The organism is Variovorax sp. Soil_C_33, from assembly GCF_057656935.1.
This window is the reverse complement of sequence record NZ_JBDGJK010000011.1, coordinates 39,853-64,293: the sequence shown is the minus strand read 5'-3', so window position 1 is coordinate 64,293 and position 24,441 is coordinate 39,853. Positions and strand designations below refer to the sequence as shown.

The 24,441-nt window shown below is 68.8% G+C and carries 26 protein-coding genes; 20 read left to right on the top strand and 6 right to left on the bottom strand.

Annotated features, from left to right (window positions below):
* Window positions 1-57 precede the first annotated feature (57 nt).
* The 17 genes from AC3A6B_RS17905 (at window position 58) to AC3A6B_RS17825 (ending at window position 15,695) form a co-directional block, all read left to right on the top strand.
* Window positions 58-501: a nuclear transport factor 2 family protein gene (locus tag AC3A6B_RS17905; protein ID WP_487838017.1), complete on the top strand. Its 444-nt coding sequence runs from the start codon at window positions 58-60 to the stop codon at window positions 499-501.
* Window positions 502-609: 108 nt separating this feature from the next.
* On the top strand, window positions 610-1,200 hold the full coding sequence (locus AC3A6B_RS17900; RefSeq protein WP_487838016.1) for an SDR family oxidoreductase: 591 nt from the start codon (window positions 610-612) through the stop codon (window positions 1,198-1,200).
* An 87-nt stretch (window positions 1,201-1,287) separates the two neighbouring features.
* Window positions 1,288-3,021 carry an allophanate hydrolase gene (atzF, locus tag AC3A6B_RS17895; RefSeq protein WP_487838015.1) on the top strand — a complete coding sequence of 578 codons (1,734 nt, stop codon included), beginning with the start codon at window positions 1,288-1,290 and terminating at the stop codon, window positions 3,019-3,021.
* Window positions 3,018-4,019, top strand: coding sequence for an ABC transporter substrate-binding protein (locus AC3A6B_RS17890; RefSeq protein ID WP_487838014.1), 1,002 nt, complete (start codon window positions 3,018-3,020; stop codon window positions 4,017-4,019). The genes atzF and AC3A6B_RS17890 overlap by 4 nt, the downstream gene beginning before the upstream one ends.
* A 2-nt stretch (window positions 4,020-4,021) precedes the next feature.
* A complete protein-coding gene (locus AC3A6B_RS17885) occupies window positions 4,022-4,852 on the top strand; it encodes an ABC transporter permease (RefSeq protein WP_487838013.1) in 831 nt (276 codons plus the stop codon).
* Window positions 4,849-5,682, top strand: a complete 834-nt coding sequence (locus AC3A6B_RS17880; RefSeq protein WP_487838012.1) for an ABC transporter ATP-binding protein — start codon at window positions 4,849-4,851, stop codon at window positions 5,680-5,682. Before AC3A6B_RS17885 ends, AC3A6B_RS17880 begins: the two co-directional genes overlap by 4 nt.
* Window positions 5,679-5,885 carry an AtzG-like protein gene (locus AC3A6B_RS17875; protein ID WP_487838011.1) on the top strand — a complete coding sequence of 69 codons (207 nt, stop codon included), beginning with the start codon at window positions 5,679-5,681 and terminating at the stop codon, window positions 5,883-5,885. The genes AC3A6B_RS17880 and AC3A6B_RS17875 overlap by 4 nt, the downstream gene beginning before the upstream one ends.
* Window positions 5,882-7,309 (top strand): AtzE family amidohydrolase, encoded by a 1,428-nt coding sequence (locus AC3A6B_RS17870; RefSeq protein WP_487838010.1) that lies wholly within the window; start codon window positions 5,882-5,884, stop codon window positions 7,307-7,309. Before AC3A6B_RS17875 ends, AC3A6B_RS17870 begins: the two co-directional genes overlap by 4 nt.
* Before the next feature lie 11 nt (window positions 7,310-7,320).
* The gene (hpxZ, locus tag AC3A6B_RS17865; protein ID WP_487838172.1) at window positions 7,321-7,701 is read left to right on the top strand and encodes an oxalurate catabolism protein HpxZ; all 381 of its coding nucleotides are present in this window, start codon (window positions 7,321-7,323) and stop codon (window positions 7,699-7,701) included.
* A 39-nt stretch (window positions 7,702-7,740) separates the two neighbouring features.
* Complete coding sequence (locus tag AC3A6B_RS17860) at window positions 7,741-8,856, top strand: BMP family ABC transporter substrate-binding protein (protein WP_487838009.1); 1,116 nt, start codon at window positions 7,741-7,743, stop codon at window positions 8,854-8,856.
* Between the two features lie 114 nt (window positions 8,857-8,970).
* Window positions 8,971-10,050: an ABC transporter permease gene (locus AC3A6B_RS17855; RefSeq protein ID WP_487838008.1), complete on the top strand. Its 1,080-nt coding sequence runs from the start codon at window positions 8,971-8,973 to the stop codon at window positions 10,048-10,050.
* Window positions 10,047-10,967 carry an ABC transporter permease gene (locus AC3A6B_RS17850; protein WP_487838007.1) on the top strand — a complete coding sequence of 307 codons (921 nt, stop codon included), beginning with the start codon at window positions 10,047-10,049 and terminating at the stop codon, window positions 10,965-10,967. The genes AC3A6B_RS17855 and AC3A6B_RS17850 overlap by 4 nt, the downstream gene beginning before the upstream one ends.
* 15 nt (window positions 10,968-10,982) lie before the next feature.
* Complete coding sequence (locus AC3A6B_RS17845; protein ID WP_487838006.1) at window positions 10,983-11,987, top strand: formamidase; 1,005 nt, start codon at window positions 10,983-10,985, stop codon at window positions 11,985-11,987.
* Window positions 11,984-12,682, top strand: a complete 699-nt coding sequence (gene biuH, locus AC3A6B_RS17840; RefSeq protein ID WP_487838005.1) for a biuret amidohydrolase — start codon at window positions 11,984-11,986, stop codon at window positions 12,680-12,682. The genes AC3A6B_RS17845 and biuH overlap by 4 nt, the downstream gene beginning before the upstream one ends.
* A gap of 7 nt (window positions 12,683-12,689) precedes the next feature.
* Entirely contained in the window at window positions 12,690-14,288 is a 1,599-nt protein-coding gene (locus AC3A6B_RS17835) for an ABC transporter ATP-binding protein (protein WP_487838004.1), read from the top strand.
* Window positions 14,285-14,953, top strand: coding sequence for a cysteine hydrolase family protein (locus AC3A6B_RS17830; RefSeq protein WP_487838003.1), 669 nt, complete (start codon window positions 14,285-14,287; stop codon window positions 14,951-14,953). Before AC3A6B_RS17835 ends, AC3A6B_RS17830 begins: the two co-directional genes overlap by 4 nt.
* Window positions 14,954-14,963: 10 nt before the next feature.
* Window positions 14,964-15,695 carry a GntR family transcriptional regulator gene (locus AC3A6B_RS17825; protein ID WP_487838002.1) on the top strand — a complete coding sequence of 244 codons (732 nt, stop codon included), beginning with the start codon at window positions 14,964-14,966 and terminating at the stop codon, window positions 15,693-15,695.
* Window positions 15,696-15,728: 33 nt separating this feature from the next.
* Here the strand turns inward: AC3A6B_RS17825 and AC3A6B_RS17820 are convergent, their stop codons facing one another.
* On the bottom strand, window positions 15,729-16,691 hold the full coding sequence (locus AC3A6B_RS17820) for a tripartite tricarboxylate transporter substrate binding protein (RefSeq protein WP_487838001.1): 963 nt from the start codon (window positions 16,689-16,691) through the stop codon (window positions 15,729-15,731).
* Between the two features lie 32 nt (window positions 16,692-16,723).
* The gene (locus AC3A6B_RS17815; RefSeq protein WP_487838000.1) at window positions 16,724-17,989 is read right to left on the bottom strand and encodes a flavin-dependent oxidoreductase; all 1,266 of its coding nucleotides are present in this window, start codon (window positions 17,987-17,989) and stop codon (window positions 16,724-16,726) included.
* Window positions 17,990-18,058: 69 nt separating this feature from the next.
* On the opposite strand from AC3A6B_RS17815, the gene AC3A6B_RS17810 reads away from it, so the two are divergent.
* On the top strand, window positions 18,059-18,958 hold the full coding sequence (locus AC3A6B_RS17810; protein ID WP_487837999.1) for a LysR family transcriptional regulator: 900 nt from the start codon (window positions 18,059-18,061) through the stop codon (window positions 18,956-18,958).
* Here AC3A6B_RS17810 and AC3A6B_RS17805 read toward each other — a convergent pair.
* Window positions 18,948-19,751 (bottom strand): exodeoxyribonuclease III, encoded by an 804-nt coding sequence (locus tag AC3A6B_RS17805; RefSeq protein ID WP_487837998.1) that lies wholly within the window; start codon window positions 19,749-19,751, stop codon window positions 18,948-18,950. The two genes, AC3A6B_RS17810 and AC3A6B_RS17805, sit on opposite strands and share 11 nt — an antisense overlap.
* A 13-nt stretch (window positions 19,752-19,764) precedes the next feature.
* On the opposite strand from AC3A6B_RS17805, the gene pyrE reads away from it, so the two are divergent.
* Both pyrE and AC3A6B_RS17795 read left to right on the top strand, forming a co-directional pair.
* Window positions 19,765-20,460, top strand: coding sequence for an orotate phosphoribosyltransferase (gene pyrE / locus AC3A6B_RS17800; RefSeq protein ID WP_487837997.1), 696 nt, complete (start codon window positions 19,765-19,767; stop codon window positions 20,458-20,460).
* Between the two features lie 23 nt (window positions 20,461-20,483).
* Window positions 20,484-21,140, top strand: a complete 657-nt coding sequence (locus tag AC3A6B_RS17795; RefSeq protein WP_487837996.1) for a DUF4124 domain-containing protein — start codon at window positions 20,484-20,486, stop codon at window positions 21,138-21,140.
* 15 nt (window positions 21,141-21,155) lie between these two features.
* Here the strand turns inward: AC3A6B_RS17795 and gatB are convergent, their stop codons facing one another.
* From gatB to gatC, 3 genes are read right to left on the bottom strand one after another with little or no spacing between them, the layout of a single operon-like run.
* Window positions 21,156-22,634 (bottom strand): Asp-tRNA(Asn)/Glu-tRNA(Gln) amidotransferase subunit GatB, encoded by a 1,479-nt coding sequence (gatB, locus tag AC3A6B_RS17790; RefSeq protein ID WP_487837995.1) that lies wholly within the window; start codon window positions 22,632-22,634, stop codon window positions 21,156-21,158.
* 1 nt (window position 22,635) lies between these two features.
* The gene (gene gatA / locus AC3A6B_RS17785) at window positions 22,636-24,123 is read right to left on the bottom strand and encodes an Asp-tRNA(Asn)/Glu-tRNA(Gln) amidotransferase subunit GatA (protein ID WP_487837994.1); all 1,488 of its coding nucleotides are present in this window, start codon (window positions 24,121-24,123) and stop codon (window positions 22,636-22,638) included.
* Window positions 24,120-24,419, bottom strand: a complete 300-nt coding sequence (gene gatC / locus AC3A6B_RS17780; RefSeq protein ID WP_487837993.1) for an Asp-tRNA(Asn)/Glu-tRNA(Gln) amidotransferase subunit GatC — start codon at window positions 24,417-24,419, stop codon at window positions 24,120-24,122. The genes gatA and gatC overlap by 4 nt, the downstream gene beginning before the upstream one ends.
* Window positions 24,420-24,441: the final 22 nt, after the last annotated feature.

Below are 24,441 nucleotides of genomic sequence, written 5' to 3'. Positions count from 1 at the left end.
AAATGCGCGGCGCTTCGCGATCATCGCTTCGTCAACATCACCAGGACAAGACGATCCATGACCGATGCAGAGATCCACGATTTCATCACCCGATTCGCCGCCGCATGGGCCGCGAGGGATGGCGAGGCCTTTCTCGCGCTCTGGCACCCCGACGGCGTGCTGCGCACGCCGCTGGTCGATCGCCCGATCGCCGGTGCCGAGCTCGGGCACTTGAACGAGGTGCAGCGTGAAGCCGCGCCCGACCTCGTCTGGCAGCTGCTGGACTGGACCTCGCGCGGCGACATCGTGATCATCGAATGGCAGTGCACGCGCCTGGTCGGCGGCAAGCGCTTCGACTGGCGCGGGGTCGACAAGTTTCGCCTGAAGGACGGAAAGATCGCCGAGGAGCGTGTCTACATGGACACCGCGCTGCTGCGCGCGCTGCGCGCCGGTGTCGACCCGGAGCCGATCAGGCGGGCCGCCGGCCAGGGCGTTGCGTTCGAGCCGCTCTCGGTACTTTGAGGGCCGCGCATTGCAGGATCAGGCAAGAAGCGCGGTCGAATCGGCTACCGCCTCCTGCCGCCTCGTTCCTAGACTTCGTTCCACTCCCCCGCAGGCAAGGAACGCAACATGTCAGGCATCGAAGGAAAAGTCGTCGCCATCACCGGCGCGAGCAGCGGCATCGGCGAAGCCACCGCCAGGCTCCTGGCACAGCGCGGCGCGCGCGTGCTGCTCGGCGCGCGCCGCATCGGCCGGCTGAATGCCCTCGCCAACGAGATCGTCGAGGCCGGCGGCTGCGCGCGCTACCAGGCGCTCGACGTCACGCGGCGCGCCAGCATGCAGTCCTTCATCGACGAGGCGACCGAGGCTTTCGGCCGCGTCGACGTGATCGTCAACAACGCCGGCCTCAAGGTCGACGAGCGGGACGGCATGCGCGATGTCAACGTGCGCGGCGTGCTGCACGGCATCGCCGCCGGCCTGCCGCGCATGCGCGCGCAGGGCAGCGGGCAGTTCGTCTATTGCGCCTCCGGGTTCGCGGTGCACGCGATCTCCGAACGGCTGCGCCAGGAGGCGGGCGGCGACATTCGTGTCACCGTGATCTCGCCGGGCGCGACCGAGTCGCCCACGGCCATCGCGCGGTCCATCGCCTTGGCGATCGCGCAAGCGCAGGACGTGGACGCCTGCGAAATCATCGTGCGCTCGACCGCCAGTCAGCACTGATTCGACCGCGGCCGGGAGGGCGGCGCCGCATCCGCTCGCCCTGGCATGCCCCTTGCATCTCGTCTTGTACACAAGACAGGATGCTTGATGATGGTGCATGAAGAAGCCTCGCTTCGCGGCATGGCGCAAGAGCAGACGGACGGGTGGGCCGCGCTGGCGTGGATCGCGAGGCTCGACCCGCCGTTGTCCGGCGCGGCCGAGGGGTCGCTGGCCGGCCTCAGTTTCGCCGCCAAGGACAACATCGATGCCGCCGGCGTGCCCACCACGGCGGCCTGTCCTGCCTTCGCCTACACGCCGGCCGCCCATGCGCATGTGGTGCAGCGGCTGCTCGATGCCGGTGCAAGCCTGGCCGGCAAGACCAATCTCGACCAGTTCGCCTGCGGCCTGAACGGCACCCGTTCGCCCTATGGCGCCGTGCCCAACAGCTTCGATGCCCGCTATGTGTCGGGGGGCTCGAGCTCCGGCTCGGCCTACGTGGTCGCCACCGGCCAGGTCGACTTCGCCCTGGGCACCGACACCGCGGGCTCGGGACGGGTGCCGGCCGGGCTCAACAACATCGTCGGCATCAAGCCCTCGCGCGGCCTGATCAGTGCGCGCGGCGTGGTGCCGGCGGCGCAGAGCGTCGATTGCGTGTCGATCTTCGCAAGGACCGTGGGCATGGCCGCGCGCGTACTGCAGGTGGCGATGGGCTTCGACGCCGAAGACCCCTATTCGCGCCGGGTGAAGCTCGCGACCGAACCCTTGCCCGAGCGCTTGCGTTTCGGCGTGCCGCGCTCGCCGCGCTTCTTCGGCGATGCACTGTCGGCTGCAGCCTTCGAACGCGCCGTCGCGCAGACGCAGGCCCTGGGCGGCATGCCCGTGGCCATCGACTACGCGCCGCTGGCCGAAGCGGCCGCGCTGCTCTACGACAGTGCGCTGGTCGCCGAGCGCTATGCCGCCGTGCGCCACTTCTTCGACGCGCATGAAAGCGAAGTGATCGAACCGGTGCGCGGCATCCTGGCCGCGGGCCGGCGCTACAGCGCGGCCGACTTCGTCGATGCGCGCACGAAGCTGCACGCACTCGGCCAGCGCGCGGCCGCGATGTGGCGCGACATCGACGTGCTGCTGGTGCCCACCGCGCCCGCGCACTACACGACCGATGCGATGCGGGCCGCGCCGATCGCGCTCAATCGCAACCTGGGGGAATACACCAATTTCGTGAATCTGCTCGACTACGCGGCGATCTCGGTGCCGAGCAGCCTGCGTGAGGACGGGCTGCCTTTCGGCATCACGCTGATCGGCCGCGCGGGCAGCGACTTCCAACTGGCCGAACTGGGCCAGCGCTTCCACCATGCCACCGGCCTGCCGCTGGGCGCGACGGGGGCACCGCTGCCCGCGCCCGAAGCGCTTCCGCTGATCGCGGCCGAGCCTGTGGTCAGGCTCGCGGTGGTTGGCGCCCACCTGTCGGGCATGCCGCTGAACGGCCAGCTGACCGAGCGCGGCGCCACGCTCGTGTCGCAGACGGCGACCGCGCCGCACTATCGCCTCTATGCCTTGCCCGGCACCGTGCCGCCCAAGCCCGGGCTGGTGCGCGTGGCGGGCACGGAAGGTGCGGCGATCGCGGTCGAGGTCTGGCAGATGCCGCTCGCGCACTACGGCTCCTTCGTGTCGCTGATTCCGGCGCCGCTCGGCATCGGCACCCTGGCGCTCGCCGACGGCAGCAGCGTGCAGGGCTTTCTCTGCGAAGGGCTGGCGCTCGAAGGCGCCGAAGACATCACGCATCTGGGCGGCTGGCGCCGCTACGTCGAATCCCGCAAGGCAAGGACAAGGAGTGTTTCATGAGCATTGTCAAACCGATACCCGCTGCGTCGCGCCGACGTGCGCTGCAAGCCGGCGTCGCAGGCATCGCCGCGCTCGCAGCGCCTTCGCTGGTGCTGGCCCAGGCCGCGCCGAAGATCCGCGTCGGCTACTGGCCGGTCGCGGCGGGCCTGCCTTTCTTCGCGGCCATCGATCGCGGCTACTTCAAGGAAGCCGGCCTCGAGGTCGAAGCGCTCAAGTTCGCCGGCGCGCAGCAGGTGATGGAAGCGATGCTCTCGGGCCGCTCTGACGGCAGCTCCAACGGCACCGGCTCGGCCAACCTCGCCATCGGCGAGATCGCGCAGCCTGGCCTCTTCAAGATCTTCTGCACCAACCCGAGCAACGCCAAGTTCGTGCTCGACGAGTTCATCGTCGCCAAGGACAACCCTGTCAAGACCATGGCCGAGCTCGCTGGAAAGAAGGTCGCCTCCGGCCCCGGCATCCAGAACGTGACGCTGTGCAAGACCATGCTGGAGCGCGCCGGTGCCAAGAGCGCTGTGGTCTCCGAGCTGCCGATCGGCCAGCACGTCGCATCGCTGGTGGCAGGCCAGGTCGACGCCTGCTACACGCTGGAGCCGACCGGCACGGTCGGCCGCATGAACGGCACCACGCGCGTGATCGAGGCCGGCGTGGTCGCCAAGTACATCCTCGGCGACCCGATGGCGCCGTGGCACGGCGGCGCCGCCAGCCTGACGAGCGAGTTCATCAAGAAGAACCCGGACGCGGCGAAGAAGTTCATCGCCGCCTACGCGCGCGGCGTCGAGCTGGTGCGCACCAAGCCGGCAGACGCGCGGCATCACATGAAGGGCTACACCGCGATCGAGGGTGCGCTCACGGCCGAGGTGCCGCTGGCCTCGTACATGCTCTACAACGAGTTCAAGCCCAGCGACGTCGCCTACTTCCAGAAGTTCTACGACCTGTTCACTGAGAAAGGCATCTTCGAGAAGAAGGTGCCGGTGGACGGCCTGCTCTACAAGGGCTGACCATGGCCGCCCCGAGCACCGGCCCCGCGGCTGCGGCACCATGGACCGCCGGCGCCGCAGCCGCAGCCACGCCGAAGAAGTCGTCATGGAGCAAATGGCTGCCCGCCATCGGCCCCATCGTGCTGTTCATCCTGTGGGACCTGGTGGTGCGGCTCGGCTTCATCAAGGCGATCCTGCTGCCGACGCCGGCCGACACCATCGCGGCGCTGCTCACCGGCCTGGCGGGCGGCCCGCTGCTGATGGATTTCGCGGTTACGGTCTGGCGCACGCTGCAGGCCTTCCTGATCGCGGCGGCCATCGGCGTGCCGCTGGGCGTGCTGCTCGGCAGCAACGAGCGCGCCTATCGCAGCGTCGAGTTCCTGATCGACTTCTTCCGCTCCACGCCGTCTTCGGCATTGATCCCGCTGTTCCTGCTGGTCTTCGGCGTGTCCGACGTCAACAAGGTGGCGATCGCGGCCTTCGGCGCTTTGCTGATCGTGGTGTTCAACAGCGCCTACGGCGTGATCAATGCGCGCAAGCAGCGCGTGATGGCGGCGCGCGTGATGGGCGCCTCGCGCTGGCAGATCTTCAAGGACGTGCTGGTGTGGGAGAGCCTGCAGCCTTCCTTCGTCGGCCTGCGCTCGGCGGTTTCGATGGCGCTGGTGATCGTGATCGTGGCCGAGATGTTCATCGGTTCCGACAACGGCTTGGGTCACCGCATCATCGATGCGCAGCAGGTGCTCAACGTCAAGAGCATGTATGCGGCGATCCTCGCGGCGGGCGCGCTGGGCTACGCGCTCAACATCCTCTTCCTGCTCGCAGAACGCCGCATCGTGCACTGGAGCGGAAGATGAGAGCAGTCACCGACACCGTCATCAACGGCCCGGTGTACGCCGACGTGCCGAAGCCTGCCTTCGCGCCCGGCCCGGCCGGCACGCACATCACCATCCGCGGCCTCACCAAGTACTTCGCGGGCTGGCCCCTATACGAGAACTTCGACCTCGACATTCCCAAGCACAAGATCGTCTCGGTCTTCGGGCCCAACGGCTGCGGTAAGTCGACCCTGATCAACATGATCGCAGGACTGATCCCGATCGACTCGGGCGAGATCCTGTTCGACGGCAAGTCGCTGAAAGACACCAAGATCGGCTACGTGTTCCAGAACTACCGCGAAGCGATGTTCCCGTGGATGCGTACCATCGACAACATCGCCTATCCGCTGAAGCTCGAAGGCCGCTCCAAGGCCGAGGTCGACCGGCGCATGGCGGAGCTCGTCGCCTCCTTCGACGTCAAGTTCGACCTGCACCGCTACCCATACGAGCTCTCGGGCGGCCAGCAGCAGACGGCCTCGATCATGCGCGCACTGGCGCCGAATCCCGAGGTGCTGTTCCTCGACGAGCCTTTCTCCGCGCTCGACTTCGAGATGACGCTCTTCATCCGCGAGAAGCTGCAGGAAGTGTTCATGCAGACCGGCACCACGATGCTCCTGGTCTCGCACGATCTGGAGGAGGCGGTTTACCTGGCCGACCAGGTGCTGCTGCTGACCAAGCGGCCGACCCGGGTGGCCGAGATCCTCGACTACGCCGATGCGCGCCCGCGCACGCTGGAGACGCTGAGCGCGCCGAGCTTCATCGGCACCAAGAAGCTGAGTCTCGAGATCTTCCAGCGCGAGGTCAGGCGATGACGCCGAAGCAGATCGAGGCTTACGTCGATGCCGCGGCGGCCGCGCTCGATCTGAAGCTGCGGCCCGACCATCGTGCCGGGGTGCTGCGCTACTTTGCGCTGGCGGCCGAGTTCGCCGCGGTGGTGGAGGCGGTGCCGCTGGACCCGCACGCCGAGCCGGCGGTCCACTTCTCGCCGGTCGTGCCCCCGGAGCCCGGCGCATGACACCCGCCGCCTTGCTGCTGCAGGATGCCGCCGCGATGGCGCAGGCGGTGCGCTCGGGCGCGGTGAGCGCGGTCGCGCTCGCGCAGGCCAGCCTGGACCGCATCGCCGCGACCGACGGCCGCGTCAACGCCTTCACCGAGGTGGTCCGCGAGCGCGCGCTGCGGCGCGCGGGGCAGGTCGATGCCTCGCTGGCCTCCTCGCATGGCGTGCGCACGCGCGAGCTGCCGCTGCTCGGCGTGCCCTTCGCGGTCAAGAACCTGTTCGACATCGCCGGCCTGCCCACGCTGGCCGGCTCGAAGATCGAGCGCGAGCGCGAACCGGCGCGCGGCGATGCGACGCTGGTGCGCCGTCTCGAAAGCGCCGGCGCGGTGCTGGTCGGCGCGCTCAACATGGACGAGTACGCCTACGGCTTCACGACCGAGAACAGCCACGTCGGCGCGACCCACAACCCGCACGATCTCGACCGAATCGCCGGCGGCTCCTCGGGCGGCTCCGGCGCCGCCGTCGCCGCAGGTCAGGTGGCGCTCGCGCTCGGCTCCGACACCAACGGCTCGATCCGCGTGCCCGCTTCGCTCAACGGCGTGTTCGGGCTCAAGCCCACCTTCGGCCGGCTGCCGCGCACCGGCAGCTACCCCTTCGTCTCGAGCCTGGATCACCTCGGCCCCTTCGCGCGCTCGGTGCGCGACCTGGCGCTGGCCTACGACGCGATGCAGGGACCGGAACGACTGGCGCCACGCGATCCCGGCTGCGCCCAGCGCACCGTCGAGCCGGTCGCCAACCTGCTGTCGCGCGGCGTGCAGGGCCTGCGCGTCGGCGTGCTCGGCGGCTGGTTCCGGCAGCGCGCACAGCCCGAGGCGCTCGCCGCGGTCGACACCGTGGCCCAGGCGCTGGGCGCGAGCCGCACTGTCGAACTGCCGATGGTAGAGGCCGGGCGCGCCGCGGCCTTCCTGATCACCAATTCGGAGGGCGCGGCGCTGCACCTGAGCGATCTGCGCACGCGCGCGCAGGACTTCGAGCCGCTCTCGCGCGACCGCTTCCTGGCCGGCGCGCTGCTGCCGGCGGCCTGGGTGGCGCGCGCGCAGCGCGTGCGGCGCCTCTACGCCGAGCAGGCAGCGCGGGCCCTCGAGCGCTTCGACATCCTGCTCGCTGCGGCCACGCCCTGCGCCGCCACACCCATCGGCGCCGAATGGTTCGAGCTCAACGGCCGGCGCGCGCAGGTGCGGCCCAACATGGGCGTGCTGACGCAGCCCATCTCGTGCATCGGCCTGCCGGTGTGCGCCGTGCCGGTGTGGGGCGCGCACCCGAGCCTGCCGATCGGCGTGCAGGTGATCGCCGCGCCGTGGCGCGAAGACCTGGTGCTGCGCGTGGCCGCGGCGCTCGAATCGGCCGGCGTGGCGCAGGCGCCCGTCGCCACCCTCTCGTGAAGAACGACACGATGACGCCCGAGATCAACCTCCCCGACGTGCTGGCCGAAGTGACGGCCGCCTTCGCGCGCTACGAGGACGCGCTGGTCCACAACAAGGTCGAGGTGCTCGATGAACTGTTCTGGAACAGCCCGCACACGCTGCGCTACGGCGCGACCGAAAACCTCTACGGCTACGAAGAAATCCAGGTCTTCCGCGCCGCGCGGCCCTCGCAGGGCCTGGCACGCGACGTGCTGCGCGCCGTGATCACCACCTATGGCCGCGACTTCGCTACCGCCAACATCGAGTTCCGCCGCGAAGGCAGCGCGAAGACCGGGCGCCAGAGCCAGACCTGGATGCGCACCGGCCAGGGCTGGCGCGTGGTGGCCGCGCACGTGAGCCTGCTTCCCTGATCCATCCCTCCCAGTCCCCACCCACTTCCAGGAGCAACCATGAGCCAGTTCAACCGCCGCGATTCCCTCAAGTCCCTTGCCGCACTCGCGTCCGCCAGCACGTTGGGCGGATGGAGCGCGTTGGCGAGCGCGCAGAAGCCGCTGACCGTGGGCGTGATCTACGTCGGCCCGCGCGACGACTACGGCTACAACCAGGCGCATGCGCAGGCCGCGGCCGAGCTCAAGAAGCTGCCCGGTATCAAGCTGGTGGAAGAAGAGAACGTGCCCGAGACGGCGGCCGTGCAGAAGACCATGACGGGGATGATCGCGCAGGACGGTGCCAAGCTGCTGTTCCCCACCTCCTTCGGCTACTTCGACCCGCACATCCTGGCTGTGGCGCCGAAGAACCCCGACGTGCGCTTCTCGCATTGCGGCGGCCTCTGGTCCGAGGGCAAGCATCCGAAGAACGCCGGCAGCTTCTTCGGCTACATCGACGAGTGCCAGTACCTGAATGGCGTGATCGCCGGCCACATGACCAAGAGCAACAAGATCGCCTTCGTCGCGGCCAAGCCCATTCCGCAGGTGCTGCGCAACATCAATGCGTTCACCATGGGCGCGCGCTCGGTCAAGCCCGGCATCACCTGCAGCGTGATCTTCACCGGCGACTGGTCGATGGCCGTCAAGGAAGCCGAAGCCACCAACAGCCTGGCCGACCAGGGCTGCGACGTTTTCACGATGCACGTCGACGGCCCGAAGGTGGTGGTCGAGACCGCGGCCAAGCGCGGCAAGATGGTCTGCGGCTACCACGCGAGCCAGGCCAAGCTGGCGCCCAGCGCCTACCTCACCGGCGCCGAGTGGAACTGGCTCACGGCCTACAAGACCGCGGTCGAGGCGGCGCAGAGCGGCAAGCCGCATCCCAACTTCCTGCGCGGCGGTTTGAAGGAAGGCTACGTGAAGATGTCGGCCTACGGTTCGATGGTGAGCGACGCGGCGAAGAAGAACGCCGACGACATCAAGGCGAAGATGCTCGCGGGCACCTTCGACATCTTCCAGGGCGGGTTGAAGGACAACAAGGGCGTGGTCGTCATTCCGGCCGGCAAGGCGCTCAAGCAGACGGACCTCGAGCTGGAAAAGATGAACTACCTCGTCGAAGGTGTGGTGGGCTCGATCGGCTGAAATGTCTGCCCCCCGGCTTTTCACTCGCTGCGCTCGTGTAACTCCACCCCCCGAGGGGGAGGCCCGGCCGCCTTGGGGCGGCCCGGCGGCGGCCGGCAACCAGGATAAGAACTCATGCGCCATGCGTTGAAGGAGATGGCCCTCCCGGCGTTCGCCATCGCGGCGGCGCTGCTGCTGTTCGGCGTGTTCGTCTGGTTCGCCGGCGTGAGCCCGCTGGAGGTCTGGGTCATCCTCTTCAAGGGCGCCTTCGGCGACTGGTTCTCGTGGCAGAACACCTTGCAGCGTGCCGCGCCGCTGATGCTCACCGCGCTTTGCGTTGCGATCCCCGCGCGCGCCGGGCTGGTGGTGATCGGCGGTGAAGGCGCGCTGGTGCTGGGTGGCCTGGCCTGCGCGGCGCTGCCTTATGTGCTGCCGCTGCCGGGCAACATCGTCGGCACCGCGGCCCTGTGCATTGCCGGCGCGCTGGCCGGTGCGCTGTGGATCGCGCTGGCGGGCTGGCTGCGCCAGTACCGCGGCATCAACGAAACCATCAGCAGCCTGCTGCTCGCCTATGTCGCGATCGGGCTCTTCAAGCACTGGGTCGAAGGCGCGCTGCGCGATCCGGCCAGCCTCAACAAGCCGGCGACGCGTTCGCTCGCGGAGGGGCTGGCGATCGGAGGCATCGGCGGTTCGGACGTGCACTGGGGGCTCGCGATCGGCATCGTGGCCTGCCTGGCTTCGGGGTTCTGGCTGCGCGCCACGGCCTCGGGCTTTGCGGTGCGCGTGGTGGGCGGCAATCCGCGCACGGCGCAGCTGGTCGGGCTGCCTGCGAACCGGCTGATCCTGGCCGCTTGCGGCCTCGGCGGCGCCTGTGCCGGCGTGGCCGGCGCGGTCGAAGTCGCGGCGGTGCACACCAACGCCAACGCCTCGCTGATCGCGGGCTACGGCTATGCCGGCATCCTGGTGTCCTTCATCGCGCGCCACAACCCGGTGGCCGTCATTCCGGTCGCTATCCTGTTCGGTGGCTTCGGTGCCGCCGGCAGCCTGCTGCAGCGGCGGCTCGGCTTGCCCGATGCGTCGGTGCTGGTGCTGCAGGGCATCGCCTTCGTGCTGATTCTTGCGAGCGAGGGGCTGCGCTTGGTCGACTGGAAGACGCTGCTCAGGAACCGGATGCCGCGTCCCGCCGAGCCGCAGATGCGCAAGGAGCCGGTATGACAGCCGACCAATGGATCGCGCTCGTGGCCGGCATCGTCGGCGGCGCCTTGCGCGTCGGCGCACCTTTTCTCTTCGTGAGCCTCGGCGAATGCCTGACCGAGAAATCGGGCCGCATCAACCTCGGGCTCGAAGGCGTGCTCGTGCTCTCGGCCATGGCTTCCTTCGGCGGTGCCTGGCTCACCGGCTCGGCCTGGCTCGGCGTGCTGATCGGCGCCGCGGCCGGTGCGCTGCTGGCGCTGCTGCATGGCCTCTTGTGCTCGCTCGACCGCGTCAACGACGTCGCGACCGGCATCGCGCTGATGCTGCTCGGCACCGGGCTCGCGTTCTATCTCGGCAAGCCGCTGATCCAGCCGCAGGCGCCGCAGCTGCCGGCCATTCCGCTCGGCGACTGGAGCGACAACCCGGTGGTGCGCTCGGCGCTGCAGGTCAATGCACTGGTGCCGATCGGCATCGCGTTGGCCTTCGTGCTCTGGTGGGCTTTTGCGCGCACGCGCATCGGCTTGCTGGTGCGCATGGCCGGCGACTCGGCCAACGCGACGCGCGCGCTTGGCTATTCGGTCGCGGGGCTGCGCGTCGCGGCCACCACGGCGGGCGGCTTCATCGCCGGGCTCGGCGGCGCCTCGCTCACGCTCTTCTATCCGGGCAGCTGGAACGAGGGCATCTCGAGCGGGCAGGGGCTGATCGCGGTGGCGCTGGTCATCTTCGCGCGCTGGAGTCCGCTGCGCTGCATCGGCGCGGCGCTGCTGTTCGGCGGCGCCGGCGCCATCGGGCCGGCGCTGCAATCGATCGGCGTGGGCTGGGGCTACCACCTCTTCAACACGGTGCCCTATGTGCTGACGCTGGTGATCCTGGTGCTGACCTGCAAGCCGGGCAGCGTGGCGGCAGGCAGCCCCGGCGAGCTGTCGTCGACCCGCTGAGAAAGGAACCAAGCGATGAGCGGTCTGGGTGGTCTCAACAAATCGGAGCATGGTGTGGTCGTCGGGCTCGTGCAGCTGCAGCTGCCGGTCGTCAGGACCAAGGCCGAGCTCGCGGCGCAGACGCAGCGCATCTGCGAGCTGGTGGCAAAGGCGCGGCGCAACCAGGGCACGATGGACCTGGTGGTGTTCCCGGAGTACGCGCTGCACGGCCTCTCGATGGACACTGCGTCCGAGATCATGTGTTCGCTCGACGGGCCCGAGGTGGCGGCCTTCAAGAAGGCCTGCATCGACAACCGCATCTGGGGCTGCTTCTCGATCATGGAAGCCAACCCCGGCGGCAATCCCTACAACAGCGGCCTGGTCATCGACGACCAGGGCGCCGTCGCGCTCTACTACCGCAAGATGCATCCCTGGGTGCCTGTCGAACCGTGGGAGCCCGGCAACATCGGCGTGCCGGTGTGCGACGGGCCCAGGGGCAGCAAGCTGGCCCTGATCATCTGCCACGACGGCATGCTGCCCGAGATGGCGCGCGAGGCCGCGTACAAGGGCGCCGAGATCATCATCCGCACAGCGGGCTACACGGCGCCGATCCGCCATGCCTGGCGCATCACCAACCAGGCCAACGCCTTCTGCAACCTCGCCTACACGGCAAGCGTGTGCATGTGCGGCAGCGACGGCACTTTCGACTCGATGGGCGAGGGCATGTTCTGCAACTTCGACGGCACAGTGCTGGTGGAGGGCGGCGGGCGGCCCGACGAGATCGTCACCGCCGAGCTGCGGCCCGACCTGGTGCGCGAGGCCCGCACCGGCTGGGGCGTGGAGAACAACATCTACCAGCTCTACCACCGCGGCTACGTGGCGGTGAAGGGTGGTGCGCAGGATTGCCCCTACACCTACATGCGCGACATGGCGGCCGGCCGCTACAGGCTGCCGTGGAGCGATGAGGTCAAGGTCAGGGATGGCAGCGGCTTCGGCTTCGAGCGGCCGGAGCGCAACTACAAGGGACCGGAGGCCTTATGAACGAACGCTACGTCGCGGCCGAGCCCTACCGCTGGCCCTACAACGGCGCACTGCGGCCCGACAACACCGCGCTCGTCGTGATCGACATGCAGACCGATTTCTGCGGCAAGGGCGGCTACGTCGACGTGATGGGCTACGACCTCTCGCTGGTGCAGGCGCCGATCGAGCCGATTGCGCGCACGCTGGCGCGCCTGCGGCCACTCGGCTTCCACATCATCCACACGCGCGAAGGCCATCGGCCCGACCTGGCCGACCTGCCGGCCAACAAGCGCTGGCGCTCGCGCCAGATCGGCACCGGCGGCGTGGGCATCGGCGACGACGGCCCCTGCGGCCGCATCCTGGTGCGCGGTGAGCCGGGCTGGGAGATCATTCCCGCGCTCGCGCCGATCGAGGGCGAGGTGGTGATCGACAAGCCCGGCAAGGGCTCCTTCTACGCCACCGATCTCGAACTGGTGCTGCGCACGCGCGGCATCGAGAACCTGATCCTGGCCGGCATCACCACCGACGTGTGCGTGCACACCACGATGCGCGACGCCAACGACCGCGGCTTCGAATGCCTGCTGCTCGCGGACTGCACGGCCGCGACCGACCATGGCAACCACCTCGCGGCGCTGAAGATGATCACGATGCAGGGCGGCGTGTTCGGCGCGCATGCGCATTCGAGCGCGCTGCTCGATGCGCTGGCGGCGATGTGAGGCCGGCATGTCGGAGGCCTCGCCCCAATCCATCGGCGCGCTGCCAGCCGCCACCGGCGCGCTCGCGCTCGACACCTACCGGCTGACCAAGCGCTTCGGCAGGTTCACCGCGATGGACAGCGTGACGATGCGGGTCGAGCCCGGCACGGTGCACGCGCTCCTGGGCGAGAACGGCGCCGGCAAGAGCACGCTGGTCAAGTGCGTCGCGGGCTACCAGCGCGCGGAGGAGGGCAGCATCCTGATCGATGGTCGCGAGCAGGGCATCGCCAACCCGGTGGTGGCGCGCGCGCTCGGCATCGGCATGGTGTATCAGCACTTTACGCTGGCGCCCGGCATGACGGTGGCCGAGAACCTGCTGCTGGCCGGCGGCAAGACGCCGGCCCTGATCGACTGGAAACGCAAGCGCGCCGAGCTCGAGGCCTTTCTGGCCTCAACGCCCTTCCGCCTCGACCTCGACCGGCGGCCTTCGGAGCTGGCGGCCGGCGAGAAGCAGAAGCTCGAGCTCCTGAAGCAGCTTTACCTGAAGCCGCGCCTCCTGATCCTCGACGAGCCGACCTCGGTGCTGACGCCGCAGGAGGCCGACGAGGTGCTGGGCCATGTGCGCGCGTTCGCGAAGAGCGGCCTGTGCACCGTGCTGATCATCACGCACAAGTTCCGCGAGGTGATGGCCTATGCCGACAGCGTGACGGTGCTGCGGCGCGGAAAAGCCGTGCACCACTGCCGCGTGGCCGACACCGACCCTCGGCGCTTGGCCACGGCCATGATGGGCGAAGGCGAGGCGCCGCCACCCGAGAGCGACACCGCAGCGCCGGTCGGCCGGGCGCTGCATGCGATGAAGCAAACGGCGGCGGATGCGCCCATCGCCCTGCAGGTCGAGGGCCTGCAGGCGCGGGGCGACCGCGGCACGCTGGCCGTGCACGACCTGAGCCTCGCCGTGCGCGCGGGCGAGATCCTCGGCGTCGCCGGCGTCTCGGGCAACGGCCAGCGCGAGCTGGTCGAAGCGCTGGTCGGCCAGCGGCCGCGGATCGCGGGGCGCATGACCGTGATGGGCGAGCCCTACGCCGCACGGCGCGAGGAGAACCGGCGCCTGAAGCTGCGCAGCCTGCCCGAGGAGCCGCTGCGCAACGCCTGCGTCGGCGATCTCAGCGTGGCGGAGAACATGGCGCTGCGCGACTTCGATCAGCCGCCGCTGGCGCGCGGCGGCGTGCTGAACTTCGCGGCCTGGCGCAGCCGCGCGCGCGAGTGGATTGCCGAGTACGGCGTGAAGACGCAGGGGGAGGGCGCGCCGATCCGCAGCCTTTCCGGCGGCAATGTGCAGCGCGCCGTGCTGGCCCGCGAGCTGGCCGGCGACATCAACGTGCTGATCGCCGCCAATCCCGTGTTCGGGCTGGACTTCGCCGCCGTGCGCGAGATCCACGGCCGCATCGTGCAGGTGCGGCAGAAGGGCGGGGGCGTGCTGCTCGTCAGCGAAGACCTCGACGAACTGCTGGAACTGGCGGACCGGATCGTCGTGATGAGCGAAGGACGGATCGTGTTCGAGACCTCCGCGGCTTCCGCGCAGCGGCATGTGCTGGGGGCGCATATGGGCGGGGGGCATCACGCATGACAAAGATGGATGCCAACCCCTTCGCCTACGAGTTCGAGCTGGACAGGACAGCCCTCGTCATCATCGACATGCAGCGCGACTTCATCGAACCCGGTGGCTTCGGCGAGACGCTGGGCAACGACGTGTCGCTGCTCCAGGCCATCGTCCCTGCCACGCAATCGGTGCTCCATGCGTGGAGAAGAAAAGGCGGCCTCGTCATTCACACGCGCGAAGCCCATCGCCCCGACCTCGCCGACTGTCCGCCCGCCAAGCGCAACCGCGGCGCGCCCGTGCTGCGCATCGGCGACACGGGCCCCATGGGCCGCATCCTGGTCGCCGGCGAACCCGGCAACCAGATCATCGATGCGCTCGCGCCCATCGACGGCGAGATCGTGATCGACAAGCCCGGCAAGGGCGCTTTCTATGCCACCGGCCTGCAGTCCATGCTGCAGCAGCGCAGCATCCGCAAGCTGGTCTTCATGGGCGTCACCACCGAGGTCTGCGTGCAGACCAGCATGCGCGAGGCCAACGACCGGGGCTACGACAGCCTGCTGCTGGAAGACTGCACCGAGAGCTACTTCCCCGCGTTCAAGACGGCGGCCATCGAGATGATCCGGGCCCAGGGCGCGATCGTCGGCTGGACCGCGCCGAGCGCCGCATTGCTGGGCGCGCTTGGCAACGACTAACATTCCCTGCGTGTCCACCGTCCGATCCCGTTCCGTCCCTTCCCAGCCTGCGGCCGACGCTACTGTCTTCCGCACCCGCGCCGACGAGGTCTACGCGCAGCTCAAGCGCGACGTGGCCGAGTTCAGCCTGGTGCCGGGCGACCGCTTCACCGAGAACGAGATCAGCGAGCGCCTCGGCGTCTCGCGCACGCCGGTGCGCCAGGCGCTTTTCAGGCTGCAGCAGGAGGGCTTCGTCGAGGTGCTGTTCCGAAGCGGCTGGCGCGTGCTGCCCTTCGACTTCGATCAGTTCGAGCAGCTCTACGACCTGCGCATGGTGCTGGAGACCACCGCGGTGCACCGGCTCTGCGAAACCGACCGGCGCGTGGATCGCAGCCTGCTCGACGACCTGGCCGGCATCTGGCTCGTGCCGGTGGCACAGCGCAGTTCGGACGCGACGCAGGTTGCACAATGGGACGAAGCCTTTCATTGCTCCTTGGTCGCGGCGGCCGGCAATGCGGAAATGGCGCGCGTGCACCGCGACGTGACCGACCGCATCCGCATCATTCGCCAGCTCGATTTCACCAAGCAGCCGCGCATCGACGCCACCTACGACGAGCACGGGAAAATCCTGAAGGCGATCCGTGCCAACCGCGGCGACCAGGCGGCGATGCTGCTGCGCGCGCACATCGAGACCAGCCAGGCCGAGGTGCGCAAGATCACGCTGCATCAGGTGCATATGGCTCGCCACGCCAATCGCCGGTGACGCGGCAAGTGCGAGAAGGCTGGGGGAGCACTTCTATTCTGCGGTGATGCCGCCGCGGCTCACCACGGTCGCCCAGCGCGCGGCGTCCTTGTCGATCAACTTGCCGAAGTCGGCGGGCGTCGATGCTGCCGGCACCATGCCCTGCGCTTCGAAAGCGGCAGCCACCTCGGGCTGCTTCAACACCGCCGCGATCTCCTTGTTGAGCCGCGCGACCACCGCGCTCGGCGTTCCCTTGGGCGCCAGCACGCCGTACCACATGTCGACGTTGCCGCCCTGGATGCCGGCCTCCGCCAGCGTGGGCACCTCGGGCAGCTGCGTCAGGCGCTTGTCGCTGCCGGTCGCGATGGCCTTGAGCTTGCCGGCCTGGATGTGCTGCAGCGCCACGTGCACCGGCAGGAACATGTAGTCGATGCGCCCGCCCAGGAGGTCGGTCACCGCGCCGGCCGTGCCCTTGTAGGGCACGTGCAGCATCTCGGTGCCGGTGTTCTGCAGCAGCAGCGCCATCGACAGATGGTGCGGCGTGCCGACGCCGGGCGTGGCATAGGTGAACTTGCCCGGATTGGCCTTGGCCGCGGCGACCACCTGCGCCACCGAGGTGGTCTTCTGCACGTTCGGGTTGGTGACCAAGAGCAGCGTGCCCCAGGAGGTGAGCGACACCGGCGTGAAGTCGTTGACGGGGTCGTAGGCCAGCGACTTGTAGAGGCTCTTGTTCATCACCAGCGTGTTGACCTGCACCAGCAGCGTGTAGCCGTCGGGCTTGGCGCGCGCCACCTTCTCGCTGCCGATGTTGCCGCTGGCGCCCGCCACGTTGTCCACCACCACCGGCTGGCCGAGGATGGCCGGCAGCCGGGCCGAGAGCTGGCGCGCGATCAGGTCGATGCCGGTGCCGGGCGTGTAGGGCACCACCAGCGTGATCGGCTGGTCGGGCCAGGCATGGGCGGCCGCGGCGCTGGCGGCCAGCAGCAGGGTGCCGAGGATCTTGGTCAAGGGGCGCATGGGTGTCTCCGCGTTGTTCGTTCGTTCGTCATTCAAAGGTAGGAAGGGCGCGCCTTCAGCGCCGCCGGGTCGTAGCCCGCGATCCGCTTGTAGTTGTCCGAAATCGCCTGCAGCTCCTCGGTGCTCACGATCTCCTCCAGCCGCTCGAAGCGCCTGCCGCCGGAGCGCTGGAACACCTCGCGCAGGATGGTGTCGGGCGGATTGCTGCGATTGGTCAGCACCACCTCGGTGGTGGCCTTGACGCGCACGCGGTCGTAGGCCTCGAGCGCCTCGGTGCCGACGCCGAGCTTGTGCAGTGCGCCGGCGAGGAAGCGGGCATCGATGATGGCCTGGCCGGCGCCGTTGGAGCCGCGCGGCACCATCGGATGCGCCGCATCGCCGAGCAGCGTGAGCCGTCCGTGCGTCCATTTCGGCAGCGGATCCTGGTCGACCATGGGGTATTCGAGGATCGCGTCGGACGAGCGGATCAGCGCCGGCACGTCGAGCCAGTCGAAATGCCAGTCCTCGAAGGCCGGCAGGAAGTCTTCCAGCCGGCCGGCGCGGCTCCAGTCCTGCAGCGCCGGCTGCGGCGCGTGGATCTCGGCCACCCAGTTGACGAGCTGGTTGCCTTCGGCGTCGATGTCGTTGCGGATCGGGTAGATCACCATCTTGCCCTGGTCCAGCCAGCCCGCGCGCACCATGCTCGCGCCGGAGAGAAAAGGCTTGTGCTTCGCGGTGCCGCGCCACATGTTGACGCCCGAGTAGCGCGGCGCGCCCTCGTTCGGATAGAGCTGCTTGCGCAGCACCGAATGGATGCCGTCACAGCCCACGGCCAGCGATGCGCGCACCTCGGGCAGGGCGGTGCCGTCCGGCGCGGTGAAGCGCGCCGTCACGCCGCTCTCGTCCTGGTCGACGCCGGTGCAGCGGTGGCCGCAGACCACGCTGCCGGCGCCGAGGCGTTCGCGAACGGCGTCCAGCAGCACGGTGTGCAGGTCGCCCCGATGGATCGAATACTGCGGCCAGTCGTAGCCGGCCGCGGTGCCCGCCGCCTCGCGGAACACCAGCTGGCCGTGCGAATTGAAGAACACCGCTTCCTGCGTGCGAACGCCCACCGCGTCCAGTGCCGGCAGCAGGCCCAGCTCGCTCAACTCGCGCGTCGCATGCGGCAGCAGGTTGATGCCCACGCCCAGGGGCTTGAGTTCGGGCACCGCTTCGTAGACACGGCAGGCGATGCCGGCCTGGTGCAGGCTCAGTGCCAGGGTCAGTCCGCCGATGCCGGCGCCCAGCACGATCACTTCGGTTGATTTCTCTTTGCTCATGGCCGGATTAGATCGGCGAGATGATCATCTGTGAAATTTAGATGTCGTATGGATTTATCATGAATTCATATGAATTTGTCCGTCCGCCAGATGCGCGCCTTCCTGCATGTCGCGCGCATCGGCAACTTCACGCGCGCGGCCGAGCAGGCGCACATGACGCAGGCCGGCCTGAGCACCCTGGTACGCGAGATGGAGCGCCAGCTGGGCTGCCGCCTGTTCGACCGCACCACGCGCATGGTCGTCCTCACCGCCGCGGGCCGGCAGCTGCTCCCGGTCGTCGAGCGCGTGCTGACCGAGCTCGATGACGTGACCGCCCATCTCGGCGCCGAAGGCGACCAGGCGCGCCAGACGCTGCGCATCGCGGCCACGCCGCTGGTGTCTTCCAACCTGCTGCCGCAGGTCTTCGGCCGGTTCCGCGCGAGCCATCCTGCGATCCAGCTCAAGCTCTTCGATGCCGACCTGCGCGACGTGGAGGCGATGGTGGCGGGCAGCGAGGCCGACATGGGCCTGGGCTTCTTCTTCAAGGCGGCGCCGGGGCTGGATCGCAAGCCGGTCGGGCGTTTTCAGCTGATGCGCGTGGCGCCTGCCGGCACGGACGAAACGCCGCCGCCACTCGGCAGCGTGCCCTGGTCCTCGCTTCGTTCCGCGCCGCTGCTCGGGCTGCCGCAGAGCAACCCGATCCAGAAGGTCATCGACGTGCACCTGGGCGCGATCGGGCGGGCGGATGCGCATCGGCCGGCCTTCAATTTCTTCGGCACGCTGATCTCGATGGTCGAGGCCGGCTTCGGCACCGCCGTGATGCCGAGCTTCGCGCTCGCGGCCTGCCGGCGGCACCGGGTGCGCACGGACATCCTGGTCAAGCCCAAGGTGGGCATCGACTTTTACCGCGTCACGCGGCGCGGCACGGCCGAGACCGAGGCCATGCAGGCCTTTACGCAAGCGTTGAAGGCGGCGCTGGCTACAGCGTGAACTCGTAGTCCACCGTGATCGGCGCGTGGTCGCTGAACTTGATGGTCTTGAAGATCTGCTCGCTGCGCGCGAGCTGCGCGGTCTTCGGCGTCGCCAGGTGGTAGTCCAGCCGCCAGCCCACGTTCTTGGCATAGGCCTGGCCGCGGTTGCTCCACCAGGTGTAGGCCTCGTCGGTGGTGTCGGGCTTGAGCATGCGGTAGACGTCGACCAGCCCCGCGCCTTCCGCGCCGGCGTCGAGCAGCTTCGTCATCCAGGCGCGCTCATCGGGCAGGAAGCCGCTGTTCTTCTGGTTGCCGCGCCAGTTCTTGAGGTCGATCTCCTTGTGCGCGATGTTGATGTCGCCGCAGAGGACGAACTCGCGCTCGGCCTTGAGCGCAATCAGGTGCGGGAAGAAGCCCTTGAGAAAGCGGTATTTCGCGGCCTGGCGTTCCTCGCCCGAGGAGCCGCTCGGGAAGTAGCAGCTGATGACCGAGAACTTGCGCGCAGGCGTATCGAAGCGCAGCTCGAGGTAGCGGCCTTCGGCATCGAACTCGGTGTCGCCCCAGCCCACCACGACCTCGCTGGGCTCGTGCTTGGTGTAAACCGCAGTGCCGGCGTAGCCCTTCTTCTCCGCAAAATGGAAGTGGCCCTTGAGACCGGCCATGGCCTCGAAACGGCCTTCGATGTCGCTGGCCTGGACGCGAATCTCCTGCATGCAAATACAATCCGGCGCCAGTTCGGCCACCCAGTCGGCGACGCCTTTGGTCGCGGCCGAGCGCAGGCCATTGAGGTTGAGGCTGGTCAGTTTGAACACAAGGACGTTCCCGATGGCTGAAGAGGTGGTGACAAGGGCAGGCGAGGGCGGTGCGCTGGCGCAGGCCTTCGTGCAGTTCGCGCTCGAATCGGGGGTGCTGCGCTTTGGCCAGTTCAAGACCAAGGCCGGCCGCATGAGCCCCTATTTCTTCAACGCGGGCCTGTTCGACGACGGCGCCAAGCTCGCGCGGCTCGCCGAATTCTATGCAGACCGGCTGATCGCCAGCGGGCTGGACTTCGACATGATCTTCGGCCCGGCCTACAAGGGCATCCCGCTCGGCGCCACGGTGGCCGCCGAGCTCGCCCGGCGCGGCCGCAACGTGCCCTTCGCCTACAACCGCAAGGAAGCCAAGGACCACGGCGAGGGCGGCACGCTGGTCGGCGCGCCGCTCAAGGGCCGGGTGCTGATCGTCGACGACGTGATGTCGGCCGGCACCGCGGTGCGCGAGTCGATCGCCGCCATCCAGAGCGCCGGCGCCACCCCGCACGCGGTGGCCATCGCGCTGGATCGGCAGGAGAAGGCGACCGAGAACGGCGTCGACGTGGACCACAGCGCCGTGCAATATGTCCGCAATCAGCTCGGTCTGCAGGTGGTGGCGATCGCGACGCTCGACGACTTGTTACATTACCTCTCGGGCCGCGCGGACGACGAGCTGAGCGCCCACCGGGAGGGAGTGCTGGCATACAGGGTGCGCTACGGCGCGGGTTGATTCCACTGTCTGAAGGACCGACGTTGGCGCGCATATCCATCGCTTCTCTGGCCCTCCTGCTGGCGGCGGCTGGTGCGGTTTCTGCGCAAACGGCGCCGCCCGCGAGCTCGGGCATCTACAGCTGCGTCGACGCCCGCGGCCGCACCCTCACTTCCGACCGCCCGATCGCCGACTGCAGCGATCGCGAGCAGCGCGAGCTCAGTCCGACCGGCGGCGTGCGGCGCAAGATCGAACCCACCTATACGGCGCGCGAGCTGGCCGAGCGCGAGGAGCGCGAGCGCCAGGCGCAGCTGCAGGCGGCGCGCCTGATCGAAGAGCGCCGCCGCGAACGCGCGCTCCTGATCCGCTATCCCAACGCCACCGCGCACGACCGCGAACGCGCCGAAGCGCTGGTCCAGATCGATGCGGTGATCACCGCCGCCAAGAAGCGCCTGGGCGAGTTGGCCGAGGAGCGCAAGAAGATCGACGACGAGCTCGAGTTCTACAAGAAGGACGTCAGCAAGGCGCCTGACTCGCTGCGCCGCAAGCTGGACGACAACGGCAAGAGCGTCGCGGTGCAGAACCGCTTCATCGGCGACCAGGAAGACGAGAAGAAGCGCGTCAACGCACGCTTCGACGAGGAGCGTGGCCGCCTCAAGCCGCTGTGGGCCGGCAATGCGCCCACGACCACGGCGCGCTGAGCCGGCCCCCCTCGCCTAACCCAGCTTCGCCTTCAGGAGCGCATTGACCTGCGCCGGATTGGCCTTGCCCTGGCTGGCCTTCATGACCTGGCCGACCAGCGCATTGAAGGCCTTGTCCTTGCCGGCGCGGTATTCGTCGATGTTCTTCTGGTTGGTGGCCAGCACGCCGTCGACGATCTTCTCGAGCGCACCGGTGTCGCTCATCTGCTTCAGGCCCTTGGCTTCGATGAGCTGGTCGGCGTCCTGGCCTTCGCCGGTCCAGAGCGCATCGAAGACCTGGCGCGCGGCGTTGTTCGACACCGTGCCGTCGCTGATGCGCGCGATCAGCTTCGCGAGCTGCGCGGCCGTCACCGGCGCTTCGCCGATCGCGATGTCCTGCAGGTTGAGGCGGCGCGCGATCTCGCCGGTGATCCAGTTGCTCGCCAGCTTGGCATTGGCGCCGGCGGCCACCGTGCTCTGAAAGTAATTGGCGAGCGCGGGGCTCTGGGTGAGCTGCGTGGCGTCGTAGTCCGACAGGCCGTGCTCGCGCACGTAGCGCTCGGCCATCGCGCGCGGCAGCTCCGGCATGTCGGTGCGCACGCGCTCGATCCACTCGGCCGCGATCGCGAGCGGCGGCAGGTCCGGATCGGGGAAGTAGCGATAGTCGGCCGCGTCTTCCTTGGTGCGCATGGCGCGCGTCTCGCCGGTGTCGGGATCGAACAGCACGGTGGCCTGCTGGATCGCGCGGCCGTCCTCGATCTCGCCGATCTGCCAGCGGATCTCGTAGTCGATCGCCTGCTGCATGAACTTGAAGCTGTTCAGGTTCTTGATCTCGCGCCGCGTGCCCAGCGGCTGGCCGGGCCGGCGCACCGAGACGTTGGCATCGCAGCGGAAGCTGCCTTCCTGCATGTTGCCGTCGCAGATGCCGATCCAGGTCACGATCTTGTGCAGCTCGCGCGCATAGGCCACTGCCTCGGCGGTGGAGCGCATGTCGGGCTCGGTCACGATCTCCAGCAGCGGCGTGCCGGCGCGGTTGAGGTCGATGCCCGACTGGCCGACGAAGTCCTCGTGCAGCGACTTGCCGGCGTCTTCTTCGAGATGCGCGCGCACCAGGCGCACGGTCTTCTTCTCATCCCCCAAAAAGAAGCTCACCGAGCCGCCCTGCACGACCGGGATCTCGTACTGGCTGATCTGGTAGCCCTTGGGCAGGTCCGGATAGAAGTAGTTCTTGCGTGCAAAGACGCTGCGCGGCGCGATGTGCGAACCGAGCGCGAGCCCGAGCTTGATGGCGCGCTCGACCGCGCCCTTGTTCATCACCGGCAGCGTGCCGGGCAGCGCCAGGTCGACCGCCGAGGCCTGCGTGTTCGGCTCGGCGCCGAAGGCAGTGGAGGCGCGGCTGAAGATCTTGCTCGCGGTCGAGAGCTGGGCATGGGTCTCGAAGCCGATGATGACCTCGTAGCCCTGCACCAGCGGGCCGGTCGGGCGGCCTTTCTGCATCTGTTCGAAGGAGTTCATGTCAAAAGCCCTCCGGCGTGCGCTGATGCCAGTCCGTTGCCTGCTGGAAGCGGTGGGCGGCATTCAGGAGTTTCGCCTCGCCGAAATAGTTGCCGATCAATTGCAGGCCGACCGGCATGCCGCCGTCGAAACCCGCCGGCACGCTCATGCCGGGCAGGCCGGCCAGCGAGGCCGGCAGCGTGAAGATGTCGGCCAGGTAGTCGGCCACCGGGTCGCCGCCGTGCTCGCCCAGCTTCCAGGCGACCGTGGGCGCGGCCGGGCCGGCAATCACATCGCACTGGGCAAAGGCCTGCTGGAAGTCGTCGGCGATCATGCGGCGCACCTTCTGCGCCTGCAGGTAGTAGGCGTCGTAGTAGCCATGCGACAGCACGTAGGTCCCGATCATGATCCGGCGCTTGACCTCGTCGCCGAAGCCTTCCTCGCGCGTCTTGGCGTACATGTCGGCCAGATCGCGGTAGTTCTTGGCGCGATGGCCGAACTTGACGCCGTCGAAGCGGCTCAGGTTGCTCGAGGCCTCGGCCGCCGCAATGATGTAGTAGACCGGGATCGACAGTTCGGTGCGCGGCAGCGTGACCTCGACGCGGCGGGCGCCGAGCTTCTCGTACTCGGCCAGCGCGGCGTCGATGGCCGCGCGCACGCCGGGAGCAACGCCTTCGCCCAGGAACTCCTTCGGCACGCCGATGCGCAGGCCTTCGAGCGAATCGGTGAGGGTGCGCGAGAAGTCTTCGGCCGGCTTGTCGAGCGAGGTCGAGTCGCGCTCGGGGTCCGGCCCGCACAGGGCCGACAGCAGCAGCGCACAGTCTTGCGCCGAGCGGGCCAGCGGCCCTGCCTGGTCGAGGCTGGAAGCGAAGGCCACCATGCCGTAGCGCGAGGCGCGGCCATAGGTCGGCTTGATGCCAGTCACGCCGCAGAAGGAGGCCGGCTGGCGGATCGAGCCGCCGGTGTCGGTGCCGGTCGCAGCCGGCACCAGGCGCGCGGCCACCGCAGCGGCGCTGCCGCCCGAGGAGCCGCCGGGGATGCGCGTCGCGTCCCAGGGGTTGCGCACCGGCACGGCCTGGTCGAAGCCGACCGCGGGCACGGCCACGTTCTCGTTGGCCGAGCCCATCGCGAACTCGTCGCAGCTCAGCTTGCCGAGCGTGACGGCGCCGGCCTCGGCCAGCTTGCGCACCACGGTGGCATCGAACGGCGAGCGGTAGCCGGCCAGGATGCGCGAGCCCGCGGTGGTCGGGAAATCGGTGGTGACGAAGATGTCCTTGTGCGCGATCGGCACGCCGGCCAGCGCCGGGGCGCCGCCGGCGGCAAGCTGGGCATCGGCGGCGCGAGCCTGGGCCAGCGTCGCCTCTTCGTCGAGGGCGACGAAGCTGCCGAGATCCTGGTGCCGCTTGATGCGCGCCAGGTGGTGCTGGGAGGCCTCGACCGCCGACAACTTGCGTTCGCGCAGGGCCGCGGCCAATTCGGCCACGCCCAATTGATGCAAGTCGCCGCTCATTCGATCACCCTCGGCACCAGGAACAGGCCGTTCTCGACCGCCGGCGCGCTGCGCTGGTTGGCCTCGCGCCGGTTCGGTTCGCTCGCCACATCCTCGGCCAGCCGGAGCGTCACATCCTCGAAGGCGGCGACGGGGTGGGCGAGCGGTTCCAGGCCGGCGGTGTCGACCGCGCGCATCCGCTCCACCAGTTCGAAAAAGCCGTTGATCTGGCCCAGCATGCGTTCGCTCTCATCGGGAGCAAGCTCCAGCCTGGCGAGCGATGCGATGCGCGCAATATCGGAGGAAGTGAGTGACATCGAAAAAAGAAGGCCGCCACAC